The 19,503-nt window shown below is 35.9% G+C and carries 17 protein-coding genes; 11 read left to right on the top strand and 6 right to left on the bottom strand.

Translation table 11 applies throughout. The features are described 5' to 3' along the window. Positions 1-289: 289 nt before the first annotated feature. The 3 genes from MHI10_RS18985 to MHI10_RS18975 all read left to right on the top strand — a co-directional run bounded on the left by MHI10_RS18985 (position 290) and on the right by MHI10_RS18975 (position 2,994). Complete coding sequence (locus MHI10_RS18985; protein WP_340788231.1) at positions 290-649, top strand: hypothetical protein; 360 nt, start codon at positions 290-292, stop codon at positions 647-649. Between the two features lie 230 nt (positions 650-879). Further along, positions 880-1,596, top strand: coding sequence for a response regulator transcription factor (locus MHI10_RS18980; RefSeq protein WP_340788228.1), 717 nt, complete (start codon positions 880-882; stop codon positions 1,594-1,596). 15 nt (positions 1,597-1,611) lie between these two features. Then, on the top strand, positions 1,612-2,994 hold the full coding sequence (locus MHI10_RS18975; RefSeq protein ID WP_340788225.1) for a sensor histidine kinase: 1,383 nt from the start codon (positions 1,612-1,614) through the stop codon (positions 2,992-2,994). A 49-nt stretch (positions 2,995-3,043) separates the two neighbouring features. Here MHI10_RS18975 and MHI10_RS18970 read toward each other — a convergent pair whose 3' ends face one another. The 4 genes from MHI10_RS18970 to MHI10_RS18955 form a co-directional block, all read right to left on the bottom strand. Further along, the gene (locus MHI10_RS18970) at positions 3,044-3,403 is read right to left on the bottom strand and encodes a YxeA family protein (RefSeq protein WP_340788222.1); all 360 of its coding nucleotides are present in this window, start codon (positions 3,401-3,403) and stop codon (positions 3,044-3,046) included. A 1-nt stretch (position 3,404) separates the two neighbouring features. Then, positions 3,405-5,276, bottom strand: coding sequence for an ABC transporter permease (locus MHI10_RS18965; RefSeq protein ID WP_340788221.1), 1,872 nt, complete (start codon positions 5,274-5,276; stop codon positions 3,405-3,407). Further along, positions 5,263-6,030, bottom strand: a complete 768-nt coding sequence (locus MHI10_RS18960) for an ABC transporter ATP-binding protein (RefSeq protein WP_340788219.1) — start codon at positions 6,028-6,030, stop codon at positions 5,263-5,265. The genes MHI10_RS18965 and MHI10_RS18960 overlap by 14 nt, the downstream gene beginning before the upstream one ends. A 199-nt stretch (positions 6,031-6,229) precedes the next feature. Beyond that, positions 6,230-7,291: a YeiH family protein gene (locus tag MHI10_RS18955; RefSeq protein ID WP_340788217.1), complete on the bottom strand. Its 1,062-nt coding sequence runs from the start codon at positions 7,289-7,291 to the stop codon at positions 6,230-6,232. An 804-nt stretch (positions 7,292-8,095) separates the two neighbouring features. Here MHI10_RS18955 and MHI10_RS18950 point away from each other — a divergent pair. The 4 genes from MHI10_RS18950 (at position 8,096) to MHI10_RS18935 (ending at position 12,323) form a co-directional block, all read left to right on the top strand. After that, positions 8,096-8,980, top strand: a complete 885-nt coding sequence (locus MHI10_RS18950) for a LysR family transcriptional regulator (RefSeq protein WP_340788213.1) — start codon at positions 8,096-8,098, stop codon at positions 8,978-8,980. A gap of 355 nt (positions 8,981-9,335) precedes the next feature. Further along, positions 9,336-9,704: a BlaI/MecI/CopY family transcriptional regulator gene (locus MHI10_RS18945; RefSeq protein ID WP_340788211.1), complete on the top strand. Its 369-nt coding sequence runs from the start codon at positions 9,336-9,338 to the stop codon at positions 9,702-9,704. Between the two features lie 9 nt (positions 9,705-9,713). Next, positions 9,714-11,036 carry a M56 family metallopeptidase gene (locus tag MHI10_RS18940; RefSeq protein ID WP_340788209.1) on the top strand — a complete coding sequence of 441 codons (1,323 nt, stop codon included), beginning with the start codon at positions 9,714-9,716 and terminating at the stop codon, positions 11,034-11,036. A gap of 219 nt (positions 11,037-11,255) precedes the next feature. Next, entirely contained in the window at positions 11,256-12,323 is a 1,068-nt protein-coding gene (locus tag MHI10_RS18935; RefSeq protein ID WP_340788208.1) for a nucleotide kinase, read from the top strand. Between the two features lie 814 nt (positions 12,324-13,137). On the opposite strand, the gene MHI10_RS18930 is transcribed toward MHI10_RS18935, so the two are convergent. Further along, positions 13,138-13,371: a hypothetical protein gene (locus MHI10_RS18930; RefSeq protein WP_340788206.1), complete on the bottom strand. Its 234-nt coding sequence runs from the start codon at positions 13,369-13,371 to the stop codon at positions 13,138-13,140. Between the two features lie 260 nt (positions 13,372-13,631). Here MHI10_RS18930 and MHI10_RS18925 point away from each other — a divergent pair, with 260 nt between their 5' ends. After that, the gene (locus tag MHI10_RS18925) at positions 13,632-14,915 is read left to right on the top strand and encodes an aminotransferase class V-fold PLP-dependent enzyme (protein ID WP_340788205.1); all 1,284 of its coding nucleotides are present in this window, start codon (positions 13,632-13,634) and stop codon (positions 14,913-14,915) included. A gap of 70 nt (positions 14,916-14,985) precedes the next feature. Here MHI10_RS18925 and MHI10_RS18920 read toward each other — a convergent pair whose 3' ends face one another. Beyond that, positions 14,986-15,939, bottom strand: coding sequence for a LysR family transcriptional regulator (locus MHI10_RS18920; RefSeq protein WP_340788204.1), 954 nt, complete (start codon positions 15,937-15,939; stop codon positions 14,986-14,988). A gap of 452 nt (positions 15,940-16,391) precedes the next feature. Between MHI10_RS18920 and MHI10_RS18915 the strand changes: the two genes are divergently transcribed. The 3 genes from MHI10_RS18915 to MHI10_RS18905 all read left to right on the top strand — a co-directional run bounded on the left by MHI10_RS18915 (position 16,392) and on the right by MHI10_RS18905 (position 19,474). Further along, positions 16,392-17,606, top strand: coding sequence for a pyridoxal phosphate-dependent aminotransferase (locus tag MHI10_RS18915; protein ID WP_340788202.1), 1,215 nt, complete (start codon positions 16,392-16,394; stop codon positions 17,604-17,606). Then, the gene (locus MHI10_RS18910) at positions 17,603-18,046 is read left to right on the top strand and encodes a RidA family protein (RefSeq protein ID WP_340788200.1); all 444 of its coding nucleotides are present in this window, start codon (positions 17,603-17,605) and stop codon (positions 18,044-18,046) included. The genes MHI10_RS18915 and MHI10_RS18910 overlap by 4 nt, the downstream gene beginning before the upstream one ends. A 111-nt stretch (positions 18,047-18,157) precedes the next feature. Next, positions 18,158-19,474, top strand: coding sequence for a dicarboxylate/amino acid:cation symporter (locus tag MHI10_RS18905; RefSeq protein WP_340788197.1), 1,317 nt, complete (start codon positions 18,158-18,160; stop codon positions 19,472-19,474). Positions 19,475-19,503 lie beyond the last annotated feature (29 nt).

Below are 19,503 nucleotides of genomic sequence, written 5' to 3'. Positions count from 1 at the left end.
CTTCAAATAACGATTAAATGATATACCTTACTTCCTCTGTTAGAGATTTCACCCAATTATTAAGCGTCTTTTTAAACTTTTCATTTTCTAAAAACCTTTGAGGTGAAGCATGCATGAAACCGACCTCCAAAATGATTTGCTATTTGATTTAGTTGGGCGAATCATCTGATTGTCTATATAATTAATTTTAGAGGGGGGAGGAATCCATATCAATATTAAACTTTCACCTAAAATAATAGTTATAATGATTACTTCGCTCATAGTCATACTTAGTGGTGGCTTTTTAATTTTGTATAATAACAAATTGTCGGCAACTGATGTATTAGAAAACGCTAATTTCGATGCGGAAAACCGAACTGTAACAATTCATACGATCAATACGGATAAAGAGGATATATTTACAGAATTTAAAATTTCAGAAGAGGCACAGCGAGAAGTTTTAAAGGCTTTTGAAAACGCAAAATTTGAAAAAATAACAAGTTTAAACCCGGTTGATTACGATTATCGAATTACCATTTCATTAAACAGGGGTTACCCTATGTACCTTGATTCAACTAAGAAATCATTAACTCTGATTGATACAAAAGAAAACTATACGATAATAAATGAGACAGATCTTTTTGATATTTTAAAAAAAGCAACAAAATAACAATGGCTGTGCCGAAATTCTGATTATTATTGGAATTTCAGGCATAGCTTTTTGTTTGCGACTTTGGAATTGTAATCAATTATCTGAATTTCCCCACACCTGATGTAGGGTATTTGAAATAGATTGAAAATCGGAATCATCTCATATAAAGTTTGTTGTGGTGTTTACACTTCGTATTTCGGGCAACATTCATTTATAATCAAACATCATAAGGAATGGAGCGAAACAATATGTCAGAACCAACAATTTTAGTCGTAGATGATGAGGCGGATTTAGCTAATCTTCTAAAGGCGAGTCTCCAAAAAGAAGGTTTCAAATCTATTCACACAGCTGGTACGATCTCAGAGGCGTGGATAAGCTTTCAAAAGGAATCGCCAGACATCGTGTTACTTGATGTCATGCTGCCAGATGGGGAAGGGTATGATTTATGTCGTCGTATTCGTGAAATTTCGCATGTACCAGTACTCTTTATGTCAGCCAAAACAGAAGAAATCGATAAAATTTTAGGTTTAGCAATTGGTGGAGATGATTATATTCCCAAACCTTTTAGCCCAAAAGAAGTTGCTTATCGTGTTAAAGCGCAACTCCGAAGAGCAGGCTATCAGACTCAAGATACTACATCTATGCTTGTTACAAAAAAGGACGTACTTGAAGTTGGTCCATTCTTGATGAATGCAGATGAAACGGAAGTACATAAAGAGGAGATATTGCTAGAACTAACTGCTAAAGAGGTTGGTTTAATGGCTTGCTTCATGCGCAATCCAAATCGAATTTTAAGTAAAGAAACTTTAGTTGAACGTGTATGGGGAGAAGATTTTTTTGGCTCGGATAATACAGTCATGGTGCATATTCGACGTCTACGTGAAAAAGTGGAGAGCGCCCCTTCTAATCCAATTTTCATTACTACTGTTAAAGGGTTAGGCTATAAATTTGTTGTTCCAAAGTAAGGAGGCTCACTATTTATGAAATGGAGACTTACTGCACAGTTTTTATTAACTGTGTTATCCATCGCGGTCATTGTGATTTTCGTTAATACAGCTATTTTCATTAGCCTGTTCTTTTTTCAGCAGTCAACCAATTTTCAAGCACCTGAAGTGACGAATAACGAGCAATTTACGCGGGATTTTGAGCAATACATTCAATACCATAATGGCGCTATTTCCTTTGATGCCAAGGGTTTGCAGCTATTGAAGGAACATAATGCATGGGTCCAAGTATTAAACGAAGACGGCGATATGATCGGCGGACATACTGTGCCCGACAATGCATTATCCCACTACTCACCGCTCGATTTAATCCAAACTTATAAATACCGAGAAATCGATTCATCGACAACTATTTATATTGGAGGAAATGATGAATTAAACTATTTAATCGGTATTCAAGATAGAAATGTGTCGCGTATAGTATGGAATTTTTCAATGTCATCTTTTTTGCAGATTATTGGAAAGTACGGCTTAGCTATTGTCATTGCTGATTTACTTGTGACTGCGCTTGTTGGTTGGCTTTTTGGTCGTGCACTGACAAAACCACTCTATGCGCTAATTGAACAAATCCAGCATTTAAAAAATCGCAAACATACACAAATAAAAACGCCAAAAGGGCTGTATAAACCAGTTGTCTCTAATTTAAATGAGGTGTCGAGGGAACTCGCTGCGCATGACTTGGAGCGAAAACGTCTTGAAATAATGCGTGAGGAATGGATCAGTAATGTGTCACATGATATGAAAACGCCACTCGCTTCTATCCGTGGCTATTCTGAACTATTACGTGAAGGCAATATTACGAAAAGCGAGCAAGCAGAATATGCACGTATTATTGAAAAACAGTCACTCCATATGCAGCATTTACTAGATGATTTAAATTTAACTATGAGACTACGCCATCAGCAACTACCATTGCAACTGCAAGACACGAATATCGTGCAGTTTGTACGTGAAATTGTAATCGATATACTGAATATGCCACAGTACGAGCAGGCAAATATACAATTTGATGCATCTTCACAAATCATTACACATAATATCGATGCTCATTTTATGCGACGTGCGATTGTGAACTTTTTATCGAATGCATTGTTACACAATTCACATGATGTGGAGATAAATGTCCATGTGGATACGGATTCTATCATCATTTCTGATAACGGCAAAGGGATAGCAGAAGAAGATCTTGAGCATATTTTCGAACGCTATTACCGTGGCACAAATACGGAGCATACTTTAGGCACAGGTCTTGGCACTGCTATCGCCCGAGATATTATTGAAGCGCATGGTGGTAAAGTTTCCATCACCTCAAAAGAGAATGAAGGTACTACCGTTAATATTTACTTTAAAAAGAATTAAGTTACTTACAAAAAAAGATGCCTCGAAATGTCCGGGGCATCTTCATTTATTATTTTAACTTTTCTTGTGCTTTCTTTGGTATCTCATCAAATTGTACTTCATTATAAGACGATACTTCCTTTTCTTTTTTAACATACAGCTTTAAATAGGCATCTTTACGTAAGTTTTTAGTAGCTGAAAACTTCAATATTACTTCTTTTCCACTCTCATCGTAAGACGGTAGCTCGTACCAATAAGTGTGGGCTATTTCACCTGTATTTAATTTATATTCTTCTACTTCACCGTCTGTTGCTATTTGGACGTAGTATGCATCCTTGTTTATTCGGTTAAAATCGACTGTGATTAATGCTACTAGCGCTGCAACGAATAGGAGAAGTGTAGCTCCTATTCCAGTATATACCTTTTTCATATTATTTCGCTCCTTGTTTTACAATTTTATAAAATGAACGCACCGTAAAAATGTAGTAAATTGCATAGATTGCTGTGTACGCAAGCATCCATATAATTACAGGCTTTGTAATATCCATGTTAAATAGCTGTGAAAGTGCTATTAAAGCAAATATGCTATGCAATATCCCGACTAGAAGTGGTGCACTAAAAATTACTGCTACTTGCCCTGCAATGGTTTTGACCATTTGCTTCCCACTAACGCCGATTTTATTTAAAATCGCATATTTTGCTTGGTCTTCTTCTGCTTCGGTTACAATTTTGAAATAAATAATGCTACCTGTAGCCGCTAAAAATACAAGCCCTAAGAAACTGCCCACGAATAGTAATGAACCTAAACTAGCGATGCTTTCTTCATAGCTTTTAGGGACGCTTGTAAACGTTCCTTGTTGCTCAGGTGACAACTGATCATAAATGAGTTTAGATATGTCTTGCTGCTTTAAATCATTTTTCATGCCGACAACTTGCAAAACCATATGTTCCGCGTTTGTCTTTGCAAATTCCTGATCATTTACTACAAGTACTGTGCCTGCTGGGTAAAAATTCAGCACACTTTCCGTATTCATTTTTTTGACATGGAATGATTCCCCGTTTTCTAATTGAAGTGTCTCACCCGTAAAATTATGTGAAAAACGTTCGTCATACATCGTGTCTAGTAATACCGTTGCACCATCCGCTACATGAAGCTCACGGTCTACACTTTGCAACTTCGCTAACTGATTGTAATCCGATTCTTTCATCAATGTGTATTCAAAAAATGCAAATTCATTATTGACCCGTAGACTTTTCACGTTTAGCGCTTCGTTATATACGACATCTTTTTGTGGGAAATCAACTGTTTCTCCTTCCCACATGAATGTATTAGGCATTGTGAGTCGCATAGAACTTTCCGTATTGTAGTAAATCCCAAACACTGCACCACCTGCTGTAATCGTTGTGGCACTTAAAATAGCAATAATTGATAGAGATTTTGCGTTGCCACGAATGCGGTAAAGTAATTGAGACACCCCAATTAAATTAAGCCCTTTCCATGACCATGCCGTCGCCTTTTTCAATGCGGTTAACACGAAAACACTTACACTATGGAACAATAAATATGTCCCGACAATTGTTATGCCAATTACGAATAACGGTGTGCCGAGTATTGTGAGAAAACGCCAAATCGAGCTTGTAAAAATATCTGCAACGGATGTATAGTAGCCAAATCCGACAAGTAACGTACCTACTATTGCTGCAAAAATAGATGCACGTGGCATTTTTTCACCCTGCTTTTCAGCATGAAATAAATCGATTAGCTTGAATTGATAGATTGTACGATACCCTTGTAATGAGGTGAATAGGAATAATAGAGCGAAAACGATTGCTGTATTCAGAACAGCTTGTCCTGAGAAGGTGAAATTTGCCACAACTTCATAGCCCATCAATCGCACTAAAATGGTTAGTAAAATTTTCGACATAAAAAATCCCATAGCAACACCTAAAACAAGTGATATTAGCCCAATCACTAGGTTTTCAAAAAAGAGCATTAAGCCAATTTTTTGCTTACGTACTCCGAGTAATGAATAAAGGGCCACTTCTTTTTTGCGCTTCTTCATAAAAAATGAATTGGAATACGCTATGAAAATAACGATGAAGAACAATAATATAATGGATGATGCATTCATTAGCCCTTGAATTTTTTGCGATGTCCCGGTTAATGATGAAATTTCATCATTGTATTTAAGCGTCACAAACGTAAAGTAAATGACAATACTGAATACCATAGAGGCAATATATAAAAAGTAATTCGATAAATTTCGTTGTATATTTTTTTGTGCAAGACTAAATAATGTCATTAACCTCACCTCCGATACTTGCTAGCACTTGCAAGATTTCTTGGAAAAATTGCTTGCGTGTTTGTGTACCACGGTGAATTTCCTTTGATAACTGTCCATCTTGGATAAATAAAATACGCTGACAGAAACTTGCAGCAAATGCATCGTGCGTCACCATCATAATTGTTGAAGCTTGTGTTTTATTTAAATCACTTAGTCTTTCCAGTAAATCTGTTGCTGATTTTGAATCGAGCGCACCTGTTGGCTCATCCGCGAAAATAAGCTGTGGTTCTGTGACAAGTGCACGAGATGATGCAGTACGCTGCTTTTGTCCACCTGATATTTGATAAGGGTATTTATCGAGCAAATTACTAATACCGAATCGTTCAGCAATATGCGCTACACGCGTATGAATTTCTTTTGCCGGCACCTTGGCGATTGCTAATGGCAAGACGATGTTTTCGCGTACTGTTAACGAATCGAGCAAGTTATAATCTTGAAAAATAAACCCTAAATGATCGCGACGGAAATCCGCTAAGTCCGCATCTTTCATTTGTGATAAATTCGATTCGCCAATTACGATATTACCTGTTGTCGGTGTATCAATTGTTGCGAGCACATTTAGTAGTGTTGATTTCCCAGCGCCTGAAGGACCCATCACACCTACAAATTCACCTTTTTTCACTTCAAATGATATATTCGAAAGCGCAGTAAATTTGTTTGCGCCGTTTCCATAAACTTTTCCTACATTTTGTACTTTTAATAATGGAGTCATTTGTCGCTCACCTCTTCTTTGTTTTGCATTTGACTACAGTATACCCACCCAAACTTACATAAAAATTGTCGCAAGCTTACAAGAACCTTAAATTTTTTCGAACAACTTACAAACAGCTTTACAAAAACGACAAAAAGGGTTCATACACAATGAGTGCACGAACCCTTCATTTTTTTGCTAATACTCTCATTAAAATGCCCTAAATAATAATATAAGCAACAACCGAAACTAAAACAGATGTAATCAGCATGGCAATTAATGGTCTAGCTGCTTTTGTGCGGAGATCTTTTAAACTGACATTCAAGCCGAGACCAACCATAGCGGATGTCAAAATAAAGGATGTAAAAATCGAAATACCTTCTAATGTCCCTGTTGATACGGGAATGGACTTTCCAAGAACATAGCTTCCAAACAGACTCATAAAAATAAAACCAATAAGGAACCATGGAAATTCAATTTTTGTTTCCCCCGATTTACCGGCATTTTTTCGTTGCATCCAATACATAAGGATAAAACATAACGGGATAAGTAGGAGAACGCGCCCCAATTTTGCTAAAAGCGCAATGGCTAAAGCATCTTGGCCTGCTGGTGCCCCCGCTAAGGCGACATGGGCAATTTCGTGAAGACTAATACCGCTCCATATTCCGTATTGAATGTCTGACAAAGGGAGAAACGGTCGAATAATTGTATAGGTAATAGAAAAAATGGTTCCGACTAAAGCAATAATTCCTACTCCTATTGCAGTATCTTCATCTTTCGCCTTAATGATTGGCGAGACGGCTGCAATCGCAGCGGCTCCGCAAACTCCTGTACCGACACCAAGTAGAAGGGATAAAGTTCCATCGGCTTTCAAACGTTTTCCCAACCACACTGTCATGAATATAGCGAAGGCGATAATGCCAATATCACGGATTAGTAGGCCCATCCCTTGATGCAAAACAACATCGATGTTTAATTTTAATCCGTATAAAATAATCGCAAATCGTAAAAAGCGCTTGGCTGAAAATTGAATACCTTGACGGATCTGTTCTGGATATCCAAAAAATTGCCGATAAATGACCGCGATAACAATCGCACATGCCAGCGGTCCCACACGATCAAAGCCGGGAACGACCGATAATGCATACCCAAGTGCCGCAATGACGATAGTAAAGGCGATTCCTGCTAACCAAAGCTTTGTAGATGGTTTTGGCGACGGCTTTTTTTGCTGCAGGCATTCTTCTTCATTTAAACTTAATGATTTTGCCATTTGCCCTCCCATTCAAATCACTCCTCTTTGCTTCTGTCCTTTCAGCGTACTCCTGTTTTATACATAAGAAAAATAACGATTCTTAATGAGGATGATAAGGAAAAGGGAATAGATCAATTAGTCATTGCTATTCAAACGATAAGTAATCCCATTTTTTACATGGAATGAATGTTTTTTTGCTAGATATATTTAACTAAAGAATCCAGCTTTTAAAAATCCTTTTTGAAAAGGTGGAATTTCCGCTCGTGCTGTTCCCGCAGAAGTCGTCTCCGCTTCATTCCAATCAACTCTTTCTATTCAAGTTTATGCCTCTAGCATGTCCATTCCCATTTTTCCATATAGATAAAGTTGTTTTTATCGCTTTAAATCGACTATTTCCATCGTTGGTCAATACTAAAATATCTATTTTTGGTCAATTCGTATTTGTGAAGAATTCCGTTTTGCTTAAATGTTGTTGAAATGCTACTCCTATATCGCTAAAAAATGAAGTTGGATTTGAATTTCCAATTCAGAGGACAACCTATTTCCAGATGACGTCGCCTCCCACGGCAGCGACGCACTCAATTGAGGAAGCTTTTTTAGAACGGCAAATCTTTGTACAGGGCTGGCCTCGCACAAAGCACACAGATGAGTCGTATAGATTTGTGCAACAAAGCTGTGCGCCTCATGTGCTTAGCCAGCCCAACCTAGCGAATACTTAATTAGAATTTATCTAATGAAAAGATAGAAACTTTTGTTCAATTTATATAGATAAAAAACAATCATTGTTATAAGGTTAATCTTAATAAGATTGTGTTTTGGAAGGAGGGCAATTACATGGATTTTCATTTACAAGTGTTTGTCATGGTTGCTGAAAAGAAAAGTTTTTCAAGAGCTGCTGAGGAACTTCACCTAACACAACCAGCCGTCAGTCAGTATATTCGCGCATTGGAAGATTCAGTTGGTACGAGGTTATTGGAACGGACAAATAAATATGTTCGCTTAAATCAAGCAGGAGAAATTGTCTTTCGTCATGCAAAGGAAATTTTAAATCTTTATACAAACATGCAGTGTTCAGTGGATGATTTAACAAATAAAGCACGCGGTCCCATTTCGATTGGTTCTTCTTTTACATTTGGAGAATATATTTTACCTCATATTATTGCTCGATTACAAAATCATTATCCGGAAATTACCCCATCGATCACCATACATAATACAAAGGAAATTATCGATTTAGTTACGAACCATCAATTGGATATAGGGATTATTGAAGGGATTTTTAAGCAAGACAAATTGTTGACCGAGATTGTGGCAGAGGATCATATGGTCATCGTAGCTTCCCCTAATCATCGCTTAATCCAAAGGGAAGGGGACGTAACTATTTCTGAATTAGAAGAAGAAACGTGGATTGTAAGAGAACAAGGGTCAGGTACAAGAGAAGCAACAGAAAATCTTTTTAAAACCTATGGAATCACACCGAAAAAACTAATGGAGTTTGGTAGTACCCAACTGATCAAAGAATCCGTTCAAGCTGGAATTGGCATTACGTTATTATCACGCTGGACGATTGAGAAGGAACTACACAATCATTATGCTGAGTTAATTAATGTAAGTGGATTGCCTTTCAAACGTAATTTTTCGATTGTCACGAATACCGTGTATCAGACGAAAGCGTTAAAAACATTTATCGAAACACTACGGCAATATCTTTCCCAATAGAAACGCTTTTGAAAAAGAATTCTTGAAAACAACGTGAAGGTGAACTATAAACATTCATTTATAACAATTGAATCCAATTACTTAAACCGACCATTGTCCATTCGGTTGAGTGTGTTGCTTGGTTGGAGTTTGATTGACTAGCGTTAAATAAATGAATTGAAATGTGCCAGTGTTAAAACAACTTTGAATTGTTTAAACACTGGCATTTTAGGTTTAATGTTTTTTGTACACAGTCACGCATTTAAACAAAGCTAGAGTGACTGAATTAGTACGACTTATATATTTAAAGAATCATTTACAAAAAATGACTACTGTAGTAGTATTTAATTGGAAGTAACTATTGCAGTAGTCAGGAGTGAGTTTTATCGGCATTAAATTATTTGATTCGGAACTGAAAGTCATGGAAGTCTTGTGGGAAGAAGGGGATGTAACAGCAGGGCAGTTGGCTAAAATTCTAACTGAAGAAACAGGTTGGAATCGCAACACGACGTACACGGTTATTAAGAAGTTGATTGACAAGGGCGCAGTAGAGCGTAGGGAACCAAACTTTACTTGTAAGGCTTTGATTACTAAAGGGCAGGTGCAGGAACAAGAAACTACGGAACTAATCAATAAAATTTTTGATGGGTCAAATGAATTGTTTTTTTCGGCATTTATCAATGACAAAAATCTTACCAAATCAGAGATTGAAAAGCTTAAAAAAATCGTAGAAAACCTACAGTGAGGTGAGGGTATGAATATTATTCAAATGAGTATGTCGGCAGGTGTTCTCATACTCATTACCGTGACCATTAGGGCGCTGGGCTTAAACAAGCTACCTAAGATTACCTTTCTCGCACTTTGGGGCGTTGTAACTTTTCGTTTGTTGATTCCATTTTCGATTCCCTCCAACTTAAGCATTTACAACATAACGGATGGTGTTGGGACTTTCATAAACCCGAAAGCCCAAATGCCCAGTGGAACGAACCCTTTTGCAGATGGCAGTATTTCTACAGTAGATACCCGGATTTTACCGATACAAGAAGGGATATTCTTAGCATCCTCTATACAAATAATTTGGATGATTGGCGCGGTATCTTTAGCCTTATTCTTTTTGGTTACATTTCACAAAAATAATAAAGAGCTAAAAACAGCACTTCCGATTCGAGGAAATACGATTATCGACGATTGGAGCCGCAAACATAAATTGCATCGTTCCATACAAGTTCTTGTCTCAGATAAAATTTCAACGCCCATTGTGGTTGGGATACTGAAGCCACGCATCCTACTTCCAAAGACAATGGATGTTCATGATAAGCGACTTATGCGATATGTACTTGCGCATGAATATCAGCACATTAAACATTTCGACATGCTTTGGAAGCTCGTCTTACTACTTACGCTGTGTCTTCATTGGTTTAACCCGCTTGTATGGATCATGTATGTGCTGGCGAATCGTGATTTAGAAATTGCCTGTGACGAGAAAGTTCTTACGATATTTGGTGAGGGAAAGAGATCTGAATATGCCCTGGCTCTGATACAAATGGCGGAGAAGAAAAGTAAGTTTACCCCACTTTATAATGGGTTTAATAAAAATTCGACTGAAGAAAGGATTATATCCATTATGAAATTTAAAAAAAGTTCCGTTTTTACGATAGCATTAGTTGTTTTAGTGGTAGTAGGTATAACAACAGTATTCATCACGTCTTCAAATGGGTCGAACATTGATAATGTAGCATCATTTATAGATAATGATGTAAAAGAAGAAGTTACGGATTCTTTTAAGAGAAGTCATGAAAAAAAGGATTTTGCGGAGTTTTTGGATTACGATGATACTAGGAATATATACCTTTTTGAGGGCAAATGGATACATGTTTTGTACGATGAAAATAATTGGGACGGTGAGTCCTACAGTACCTATAGTAGAAGCGAGATTGTTAGTGATCCCGATTTTTGGGGTGAGCCAGTTGACCTTAAAACTGTAAGAAACCCTAAAACAAACAAAGTAGAAAAATTGGTTGAAATGACAGAAGAAGAGGCAAAAGAGATTATCAGTCTATTGGACTTAGAGAATTAATGAAAAACCTCATATTTGTGTTAGGTTCTATACAGTTAAGAACTGTTTAGAACCCTTTTTTATTTTTCTTACTTCGTATTCTATAAGAGAATAACGTGGTGGGGGGCCAGTTAAAAAGCAGTTTGCCCTAATATTTCGGGCAAAAGTTTGATTGAATGGCACCTTTTTTAGGTTTTCATCATAAAAATAAGAATAAGACAATGATGGAAGGATGAAGCTTTGAGTAGTACAATTACCCATTTCTTTGGGCAGGCAATGACGGGGCAGGGCATGAAAAATGTATATAAAGAAGTAATGAATGAAGCGAAAACAGTGTATCTTCTTAAAGGTACGCATGGGTTTAAAGTTTCTGAGCTACTCCAAAAACTGGGCACCTACTATCATGATAAAGGTGCTGAAATCGAATATTTTCATGACCCTTTATTTGAACAGTCCATTGAAGCGACTTTTGTAAAAGCTCCTTATGGCATTTTATTTCTTGCGGCATCAAATCCATCGATTGAACCAATAATTATTGGTGACCGGGATGTTGTCATTTCTTTATATGATTGTGTAGATGTACAAAAGTTTTCTTCGACTATACCGATTACTTCAATCACCGAATTAAAGCAAACATATTTTGATAAATGCTTTGCCTCACTTTCGAAAGCCATCCACATTCATGATGATTGGGAAGTAGAGACGAGGAAAAGTATGGATTGGAATGGATTAAATGAGCAGTATGAGGATTTAATAAATCAGCTTTTTGGGGAGACCCAATATGAGAGGTCTGCAAAGTTAACCCATCGCTTGCTTGGGACATTAACACCTGAAGGAGCGCGTGATACACTTCAAAGTATCACGCATAATATTGAAAAACGCCTGTTCATCAAGGGCTATCCAGGTACAGGAAAGTCTTCGATGATGAAAAAATTGGCGAAAGAAGCATTGCAGCGGGGGTATGACGCACAACTTGTATGGTGTGGTTTAGACGCCAATTCAATAGATATGGTGATTATACCTGAATTAAAGTTTTGCATATTTGATAGCACGGAGCCACATGTATATTTCCCAGACGAAAACCGTTCGGGCGATGAAATTTTTGATATCGCCAAGCATTGCCACCCAACAGAAATAGAAGAAAATAATATTAATGAAATTACAGTTAAATATAAAGCAGCAATCGCTGAGGCAAGACATTACGCAAGATTATTTGCTGTGGAAGAAAGAAAAGTTCGAGAAGCGATTGATGATGCGCTAAATATAGAAGAATTTAATAAGCGAACAGCTAAGTTATTTCAGTATTAATAAGGTTGAAAATGGAAAGTAGCAGATTTAACTGTACTGTGTTAAAAATTCCGATTATTATCGGAGTTTTTGGCGCGGTTTTTTATTGTTCAAAAAAATAAGGTCTAGATTGAATTCGGCTAGTAAATGATGAAATTTGGCGAGTAAAACGTGGTTTGGCTAGTTTAGGTGTTAGTTCGGCTAGTATTCAATATATTTTGGCTAGTTCCGCTTGTAAATTGGCGAGTTTACGGAAGAATTTGGCTAGTTTCAGCGAAAAAGCGTACTTTTATAGTAGATTATTTTATCTATAAATGTTGAACATATGAAACTAACATCTCATTAGAATGAAAATCTGACTGAGAATACGTCGCCTCCCACGGCAGCGACGCACTCAATTGAGGAAGATTTATTAGAACGGAAAACTTTATACAGGGCTGGCCTCTCTACATACGCACACAGATGAGTCGTATAGATTTGTGCTAACATTGTCTGTGCGGCTCATGTGCTTAGCCAGCCTAAAATAGCAAATACTTTATTAGAAGATTTATTAGAACACTTACATCATAAGGATAGAATTTTTTGATTAACTTATTTAGATTTAATGAATCCCCTAATATTCTCAAGTACTATATATAAAGTAAATACAAAAAACATTAGAGCAAATAATTTAGAAACAATTTGTTCCCTAATTAAAAATTGCGAAAATGATAGGTACAAAGCCAAAAATAAAAGGATAAATACAAATATTCTTCTGAAAGTCATCTTTTAAACTCCTTTATAAATTCTTCAATTTATGTACCTAACCCAATCTAATACAAATCGATTATTCTAATTATCTTTCCTTATAAGCTAAAGGTTTTTCAGGTCGATTCGGGCAATACCTACAATTCGGGTCACTGCATTTTGATTCAGTCCAATAATTACATTTCGGGCAAAAATACGTATCAAAAATATCGTAATAAATTAAGTTAGATTTGCAAGTAGAACAAAGTTGCTCTTGTTGAATTACGCCGTAAAACTCAAAACCATCTATTGTCACTTTGCCATTCTGTTCTGTTATTTTCATAAATACCTCCATTAAATTGTCTACCCCCTACATATGTAACAAATAACAATTTTAACATATAATTAATTCATTTATTACGCCAGGTAAATAATAGCAAATATTTATCCTGAAATTGTTTATTCTAAATCGGATATTATATAGAAATATATATAAGATTATAATTTTATTTATATTGGAGTAAAGGGGGAAATAGGATTACGATAGGAATAGAAGAAAAGTAGGAGCAATTATTTCTAATGTAAATTGAAGGAGGGGTTAGAATGGCTAATATAGTAGGGAGTATGTTATTTGAAACAGAAATGTTATCGGACATTCGAGACAAATTTGCATATATTGACTATGATCCATATTTGCAAAAGAATAGATTGTTTTTTGATAATGCGGGTGGTTCTTTAAAGTTAAAGAGATCGATTGAAGCATTTAGAGAGTTTGATTACTTCCCAGATCATGCACAAAGAAAACATGCAACGGCAAAATATTTAGCAGATGTTGAGAAAAAAGGTTTGGAAGATATTCGAACACTTTTTAATGCTAAAGATGGCAGTATCTCAATGTATTTAACAGCTTCCCAAGCAATTTTTGATGTAACAAGAGTAATTGTAGAAAATATTCCTGGAAATAATATTGTGACTACTCAATTAGAACACCCATCTGCGTATGATTCAGCAAAATTTTATGCTGATAGTTTAGGAAAAGAGTTGCGCGTTGCAAAGACGAACCAAACTACTGGTGGCGTTGACGTAGAAGAAATCATTAGTTTAATAGACGAAAATACTTGTTTGTTGTCGGTAATTTATGCTTCTAACATTTCAGGTGCAATACTGGATATCGAAAAAATCGTATCGGAAGCAAGAAAGATCAAACCAGATTTATATATTGTTGTAGACTCTGTTCAGCACGCACCACATGGACTCATTGATTTAGAAAAAACGCCAGTCGATGCAATGAATTTTGCCCCCTATAAATTCTTTGGTGTGCGTGGCTGTGGCATAACATACGTATCTAATAGAACTGCTAAATTGCCTTTACACCGATTATTAGGGAAGGATGATGGTGACATTCAATTAGGCAGTCCTGTTCCTGCACATTTTGCTGCAATTAGTGAAATCGTAAATTATGTATGTTGGATTGGAAGTAAATTTTCAAATGATACAGACCGCCGAAAGTTGTATGAAGAAGGTATTGAAAGAATTGCTATGCATGAGCGTGCGTTACTAGAAGCATTATTGGATGGTACTTCGAATGTAGAGGGACTCAGACATATCCCAAGAGTTACTGTTCATTTAGATTATGAAGATTTAACTAAAAGGGACTTTATTATGGCCATTAGTATTGAAGGAATTGATTATAATAGGGCGATCAATTTATATGAAGAAAAAAATGTAATAGTATATGAACGTGTAGCTACAAGTATCTATTCTAAACGAATGTTAGATTCATTTGGATTGGAAGGTGCGATTCGAGTATCTCCACTGCATTGCAACTCGATAGAAGAAATCGAAGCATTTTTAGAAGTGACAAAGAAAATAATAGAAGAAAACTAAATCGCTCTAGGGTAGGTGAAATACCTACACTGGAGCTTTCTTAATGTATATTCACAAAAGGAAAAGTAAATTAGTAATGATTAATCTCATTTTTAATAAATGAAATAAATTGTTCTTGTGAAGTAGAAGGTTTATTTGACTTTTTATAATATAACATTATATTTTGGAAAGCTAATGCATCATCGATTTTATAAAAATATAATTTGTCCGTTGAAGACAAATACCGAGTGATACTAGCTCGAATGAAAGTTATTCCAATACCTTTATTCGCAATTTCATAGGAAGTTAATAATTGATCTAAATACATAGAAACTTTAGGAGTAAAACCAGCGTTATTGCATATTTTTAAACTTCTTTGATGCAAATCATGCCCCTTTTTTAAAAGGATGAAGGTTTCATTTTCGAAAAACTTCATAGAAATAGTAGAATGTTTTTTCTTTTTATAAGTGCCGTCTGTAATGTCTTGAAATGTTAGCCGACTTTCTTTTAGCTCTTCATTTACTTTTAGGTGGGAAGGAACTGCTAATAATAAATCTTCTCTACTCCAAACAACGGAATTAAACAATTTCGATTCAGATTTGTTTTCTACGTCAATAATTAAATCGACATCCCCTTCACGTAAATACTTTATTAGAAGATCTGTATTCCCTTCAGTTAAATTAACCGTGTAATTCGAATATTTCATATTGAACTGCTGTACTAATTTGGGAAGTACATATGTACAAAAGAATGAGGTACCACCTATATTGATTGTATTTTGATGTTGTTCTTTTAACTGATCGAAATATGAACGCATCTCTTTTTCTAAATGCATTATATTTTCAATTGTGTTTATATAATGTTGTCCAGCAGGAGTTAATTTAATTGGATTATTGCTCCGATCAAAAATAGGTAATCCAATTGTTTCCTCTACCTTTTTTATCGTAGAACTTAAGGCTGGTTGGGAAATATAGAGTGCCTCAGCCGCTTTAGAGAAGCTTTTATACGTATATACTGCATATACATAACTCATGTTTTTAAGCATAATATTTCCTCATTTCACTTGAAATATTTCTAGATGGAGTATGTTTAAATCAATTATGCCTCGGCGTAATTGCGTCCAGATTTTTTCGAGCTCGCTCGAAAAACTTCCCTTAAAAATCTGTGGCATCCGCCGGAGCTTGGGTCAACACGATGTTGATCACAAAGGCGTTGTCACAGGACGTGACGGGTTTTAGCCTTTGTTCCCCAATTCCGCCGGGGTTTGAACCCCCACTGAATAGAATTGCCTTTTTGGCATTCATCCCCCACTTATAGAAGTAGGGGATGAATGCTGAATTAAGTTAAATTGTATTCTAAAATTACGCAATATTCAAATATTAGTAGGTTATAAGTAAAAATATATATCTTTATTTATTTTTAATATTGGAATTCAGAGGCATTTACATCTAACATTGTAATTAATCATAATTTTCTGAAATGTGGAGGCGGATAGTAATGCAATCAGTTGAACAGAAGTTTTTAAAATTAGGAGCAGAATATGCACCAGGACAAGAGGCAAGACAAGTTACAGAAGAGCTTGAAGTAAGTTCTAAAGTGTATTCGGGAATTCCGGTTGATTTCTCACATGGTGATGTCGATGCATTTGAACCAATCCCAGGCTCATTAGAAATTTTTAATGAAGGCGTACACGTCGGCGGAAGCCAAGCATATACGGAATATCGGGGGAGCAAGGAAATTCGGGAGGAATTAGCAACAAAGCTGTCTAATTTTACAGGGGCTGAAATTAATGCAGATAACAATTTAATTATCACCCCTGGTACACAAGGTGCCTTATTTTTAGCGATGGGCTCTACTGTTTCTAAAGGAGATAAAGTAGCTATTGTTGAGCCGGATTATTTTGCTAATAGAAAATTAGTTGAATTTTTTGAAGGCGAGATCATTCCGATTCAATTAGAATTTTTTGAATCGGATGAAAAGGCGGGACTTAATTTATTTCAACTAGAAGAAGCATTTAAAGCGGGGGTTAAATTATTTTTATTCTCAAACCCTAATAATCCAACAGGGGTTGTTTATTCTGAAGAGGAAATTTTGAGAATTGCAAACTTAGCACAAGAATATGATGCAACACTAATTGTAGATGAATTATATTCACGACAAATTTTCGATAATCGAACTTATACACACTTAAGTGCACAAAAAATTGTATCACCAGAAAATGTGATTACAGTAATCGGTCCATCAAAAACAGAATCATTAAGTGGCTATCGTTTAGGTGTAGCTTTTGGATCAGCTAAAATAATCGATAGAATGGAAAAATTGCAAGCTATCGTTTCCCTTCGAGCGGGAGGGTATAGTCAAGCCGTTTTAAAATCATGGTTTTCAGAGCCAGAGGGATGGATGAGAGATCGAATTTCACAGCATCAACTAATTCGCGACGATTTAATTGCTAAGTTACAAGCAGCAGATGGTTTTAAAGTTAGAGCTACAGAAGCAGGTAGCTATTTGTTCCCGGAAATTCCAGAATTAAAAATTTCTATTCAAGAATTTGTCAAGGCATTAAGGGTACAAGCAGGCGTTACAGTAACACCAGGTACTGAATTTGGTCCACAATACGTAAACAACTTTAGAATTAATTTCTCACAAGATCATCAAGCAGCAGTAGCCGCGATGGATCGAATTATTCAAGTAGTAGAGGAATATCGCAAATGATGAGTGTAAAAAGTCCAATTCCTCAAGGTAAGTACGTACCTGCAAAAAGAGTAGGGAATCTTATTTTTACTGCAGGTATGACGCCACGTGAAAATGGTGTACTAATTCAATCAGGAAAGATTAAATCTGATTTTGAAATAGAACATGTCAAACCGGCAATAAGATTAGCTGCTATGAACACATTAAGTGCTTCTGAAAAGCTTTTAAATGAAAATGAAAAAATTGAAAGTGTTATCTCAATGACGGTTTATATTAATACAGAAGGTGACTTTGAGCTGCATTCTAGTATTGCTGATATTGCATCGGAATATTATGTTGAACTTTTAGGCGAGGCAGGAATAGGAAGTAGAGCGGCTATTGGAGTAGCTAGCTTACCTGGAAATGCGCCAATCGAAATACAATTAGTAGTGAGTGTGACTGAGGTGAAAACTATTGAGTAAGTTTCTATTTACTTAATATAGGGAATTAATGTGAGCGTTTTTATACTCATCCGATCTTATAAATAAAATTAGTAAGCTTGACAATAATTTTGTAAACGGAGGTATAACACTATGAAATGGTGGTTGAGTCGTCCACTCTATGCTCAAATTTTTGTTGGGGTAGTAGCTGGTATAATACTAGGTTTAATTTTTAAAGAGAATATTACTGTAATCAAGCCGATAGGAGATATTTTTCTTGCCCTTTTACAATTTTTAGTTGTTCCTTTAACTTTTTTCTGTTTAATAGCGGGTATTTTAAAAATGGAAGACATTCGCTCATTAAGACAAGTTGGTGTTAGAATTGGATCTTACTTTATCGTAACAGGAATTTTAGCGACAGCAATGGGTATGATTGTAGCGTTAATATTAAATCCAGGTAAAGGGACTACAGGGTTATTAGAAGGTGCTGAAGCGGTCGAAGCAGTCGAATTTAGTTTTATGAATCAAATTGTAGGCTGGTTTCCGAAAAATATTGTACAAGCAATGGCTGAGACGAATATGCTTCAAATTATTATTGCCTCTTTAATTATTGGTATTGCTTTATTATCATTAGGCAATAAGGTACCAGGCCTAAAAAAGTTAGTAAATGAAGGTTCAGACTTAATGATTAAAATCACAGAATTCATTATGTATTTATCGCCAATTGGTATTTTAGCTTTAGTAGCAAATATGGTAGGTACATTAGGAACCGATTTATTAAAAGAGGTAGGAAGATTTATTTTAGCTGACTATATTGGACTAATACTCGTTTTAGGTGTAGTTTACCCGTTAATTATTAAATTTTTAGCGAAAAGAAATCCATTTGTATTTTATAAGAAAGTATCACCTTCGCTATTAGTTGCTGCTAGTACGACATCTAGTAATGCAACATTGCCAGTTTCGATGAACGTAGCTAGAAAAAATCTAGGTATTCCTGAAAAAGTATATGGATTTACATTACCGTTAGGTGCTACTGTTAATATGGATGGCATGGCTGTAAGTTTAGGCGTAATTTCTGTTTTTGCAGCAAATTTATATGGGCTTGAAATCACCTTCACATTAATGTTGCAGTTTGTATTTTTAGGACTAGTGTTATCAATTGGGGCAGCAGGTGTTAAAGGTGCGGGAATCATCATGTCTACTATTTTATTATCTACATTAGGCTTGCCATTAACGCTTGTGCCGATTTTAGCAGCGATTTGGCCAATTATCGATATCGGGCATACGACGACAAATATTGCAGGCGATTTAACTGGTACGATGATGGTAGCTTCCCAGTTAGATATGGTAGATGAAGCTGTATATGAAGGGTTAATTGAATTAGAGGATGAAATCGAACCGCAACCTGAACATGAAAAAGCGATTAATGAGGGTTATACAATTAATAAAGATGAAGAATTTAGTATTTAATTAAAAATGAGCAAAGTATATTGAATCAT

It is taken from the genome of Solibacillus sp. FSL K6-1523, from assembly GCF_038005225.1.
GTDB lineage: Bacteria > Bacillota > Bacilli > Bacillales_A > Planococcaceae > Solibacillus.
This window is presented reverse-complemented; position numbering and strand designations above follow the sequence as displayed.

Bases quoted from the DNA above. Each gene is read 5' to 3' on its own strand.
- MHI10_RS18965 (WP_340788221.1), bottom strand. From the start codon at position 5,276: ATGACATTATTTAGTCTTGCACAAAAAAATATACAACGAAATTTATCG.
- MHI10_RS18910 (WP_340788200.1), top strand. From the start codon at position 17,603: ATGATGAGTGTAAAAAGTCCAATTCCTCAAGGTAAGTACGTACCTGCA.
- MHI10_RS18955 (WP_340788217.1), bottom strand. From the start codon at position 7,291: ATGGGAGGGCAAATGGCAAAATCATTAAGTTTAAATGAAGAAGAATGC.
- MHI10_RS18920 (WP_340788204.1), bottom strand. From the start codon at position 15,939: ATGCTTAAAAACATGAGTTATGTATATGCAGTATATACGTATAAAAGC.
- MHI10_RS18915 (WP_340788202.1), top strand. From the start codon at position 16,392: ATGCAATCAGTTGAACAGAAGTTTTTAAAATTAGGAGCAGAATATGCA.
- MHI10_RS18980 (WP_340788228.1), top strand. From the start codon at position 880: ATGTCAGAACCAACAATTTTAGTCGTAGATGATGAGGCGGATTTAGCT.
- MHI10_RS18940 (WP_340788209.1), top strand. From the start codon at position 9,714: ATGAATATTATTCAAATGAGTATGTCGGCAGGTGTTCTCATACTCATT.
- MHI10_RS18905 (WP_340788197.1), top strand. From the start codon at position 18,158: ATGAAATGGTGGTTGAGTCGTCCACTCTATGCTCAAATTTTTGTTGGG.
- MHI10_RS18960 (WP_340788219.1), bottom strand. From the start codon at position 6,030: ATGACTCCATTATTAAAAGTACAAAATGTAGGAAAAGTTTATGGAAAC.
- MHI10_RS18975 (WP_340788225.1), top strand. From the start codon at position 1,612: ATGAAATGGAGACTTACTGCACAGTTTTTATTAACTGTGTTATCCATC.
- MHI10_RS18970 (WP_340788222.1), bottom strand. From the start codon at position 3,403: ATGAAAAAGGTATATACTGGAATAGGAGCTACACTTCTCCTATTCGTT.
- MHI10_RS18950 (WP_340788213.1), top strand. From the start codon at position 8,096: ATGGATTTTCATTTACAAGTGTTTGTCATGGTTGCTGAAAAGAAAAGT.
- MHI10_RS18930 (WP_340788206.1), bottom strand. From the start codon at position 13,371: ATGAAAATAACAGAACAGAATGGCAAAGTGACAATAGATGGTTTTGAG.
- MHI10_RS18925 (WP_340788205.1), top strand. From the start codon at position 13,632: ATGGCTAATATAGTAGGGAGTATGTTATTTGAAACAGAAATGTTATCG.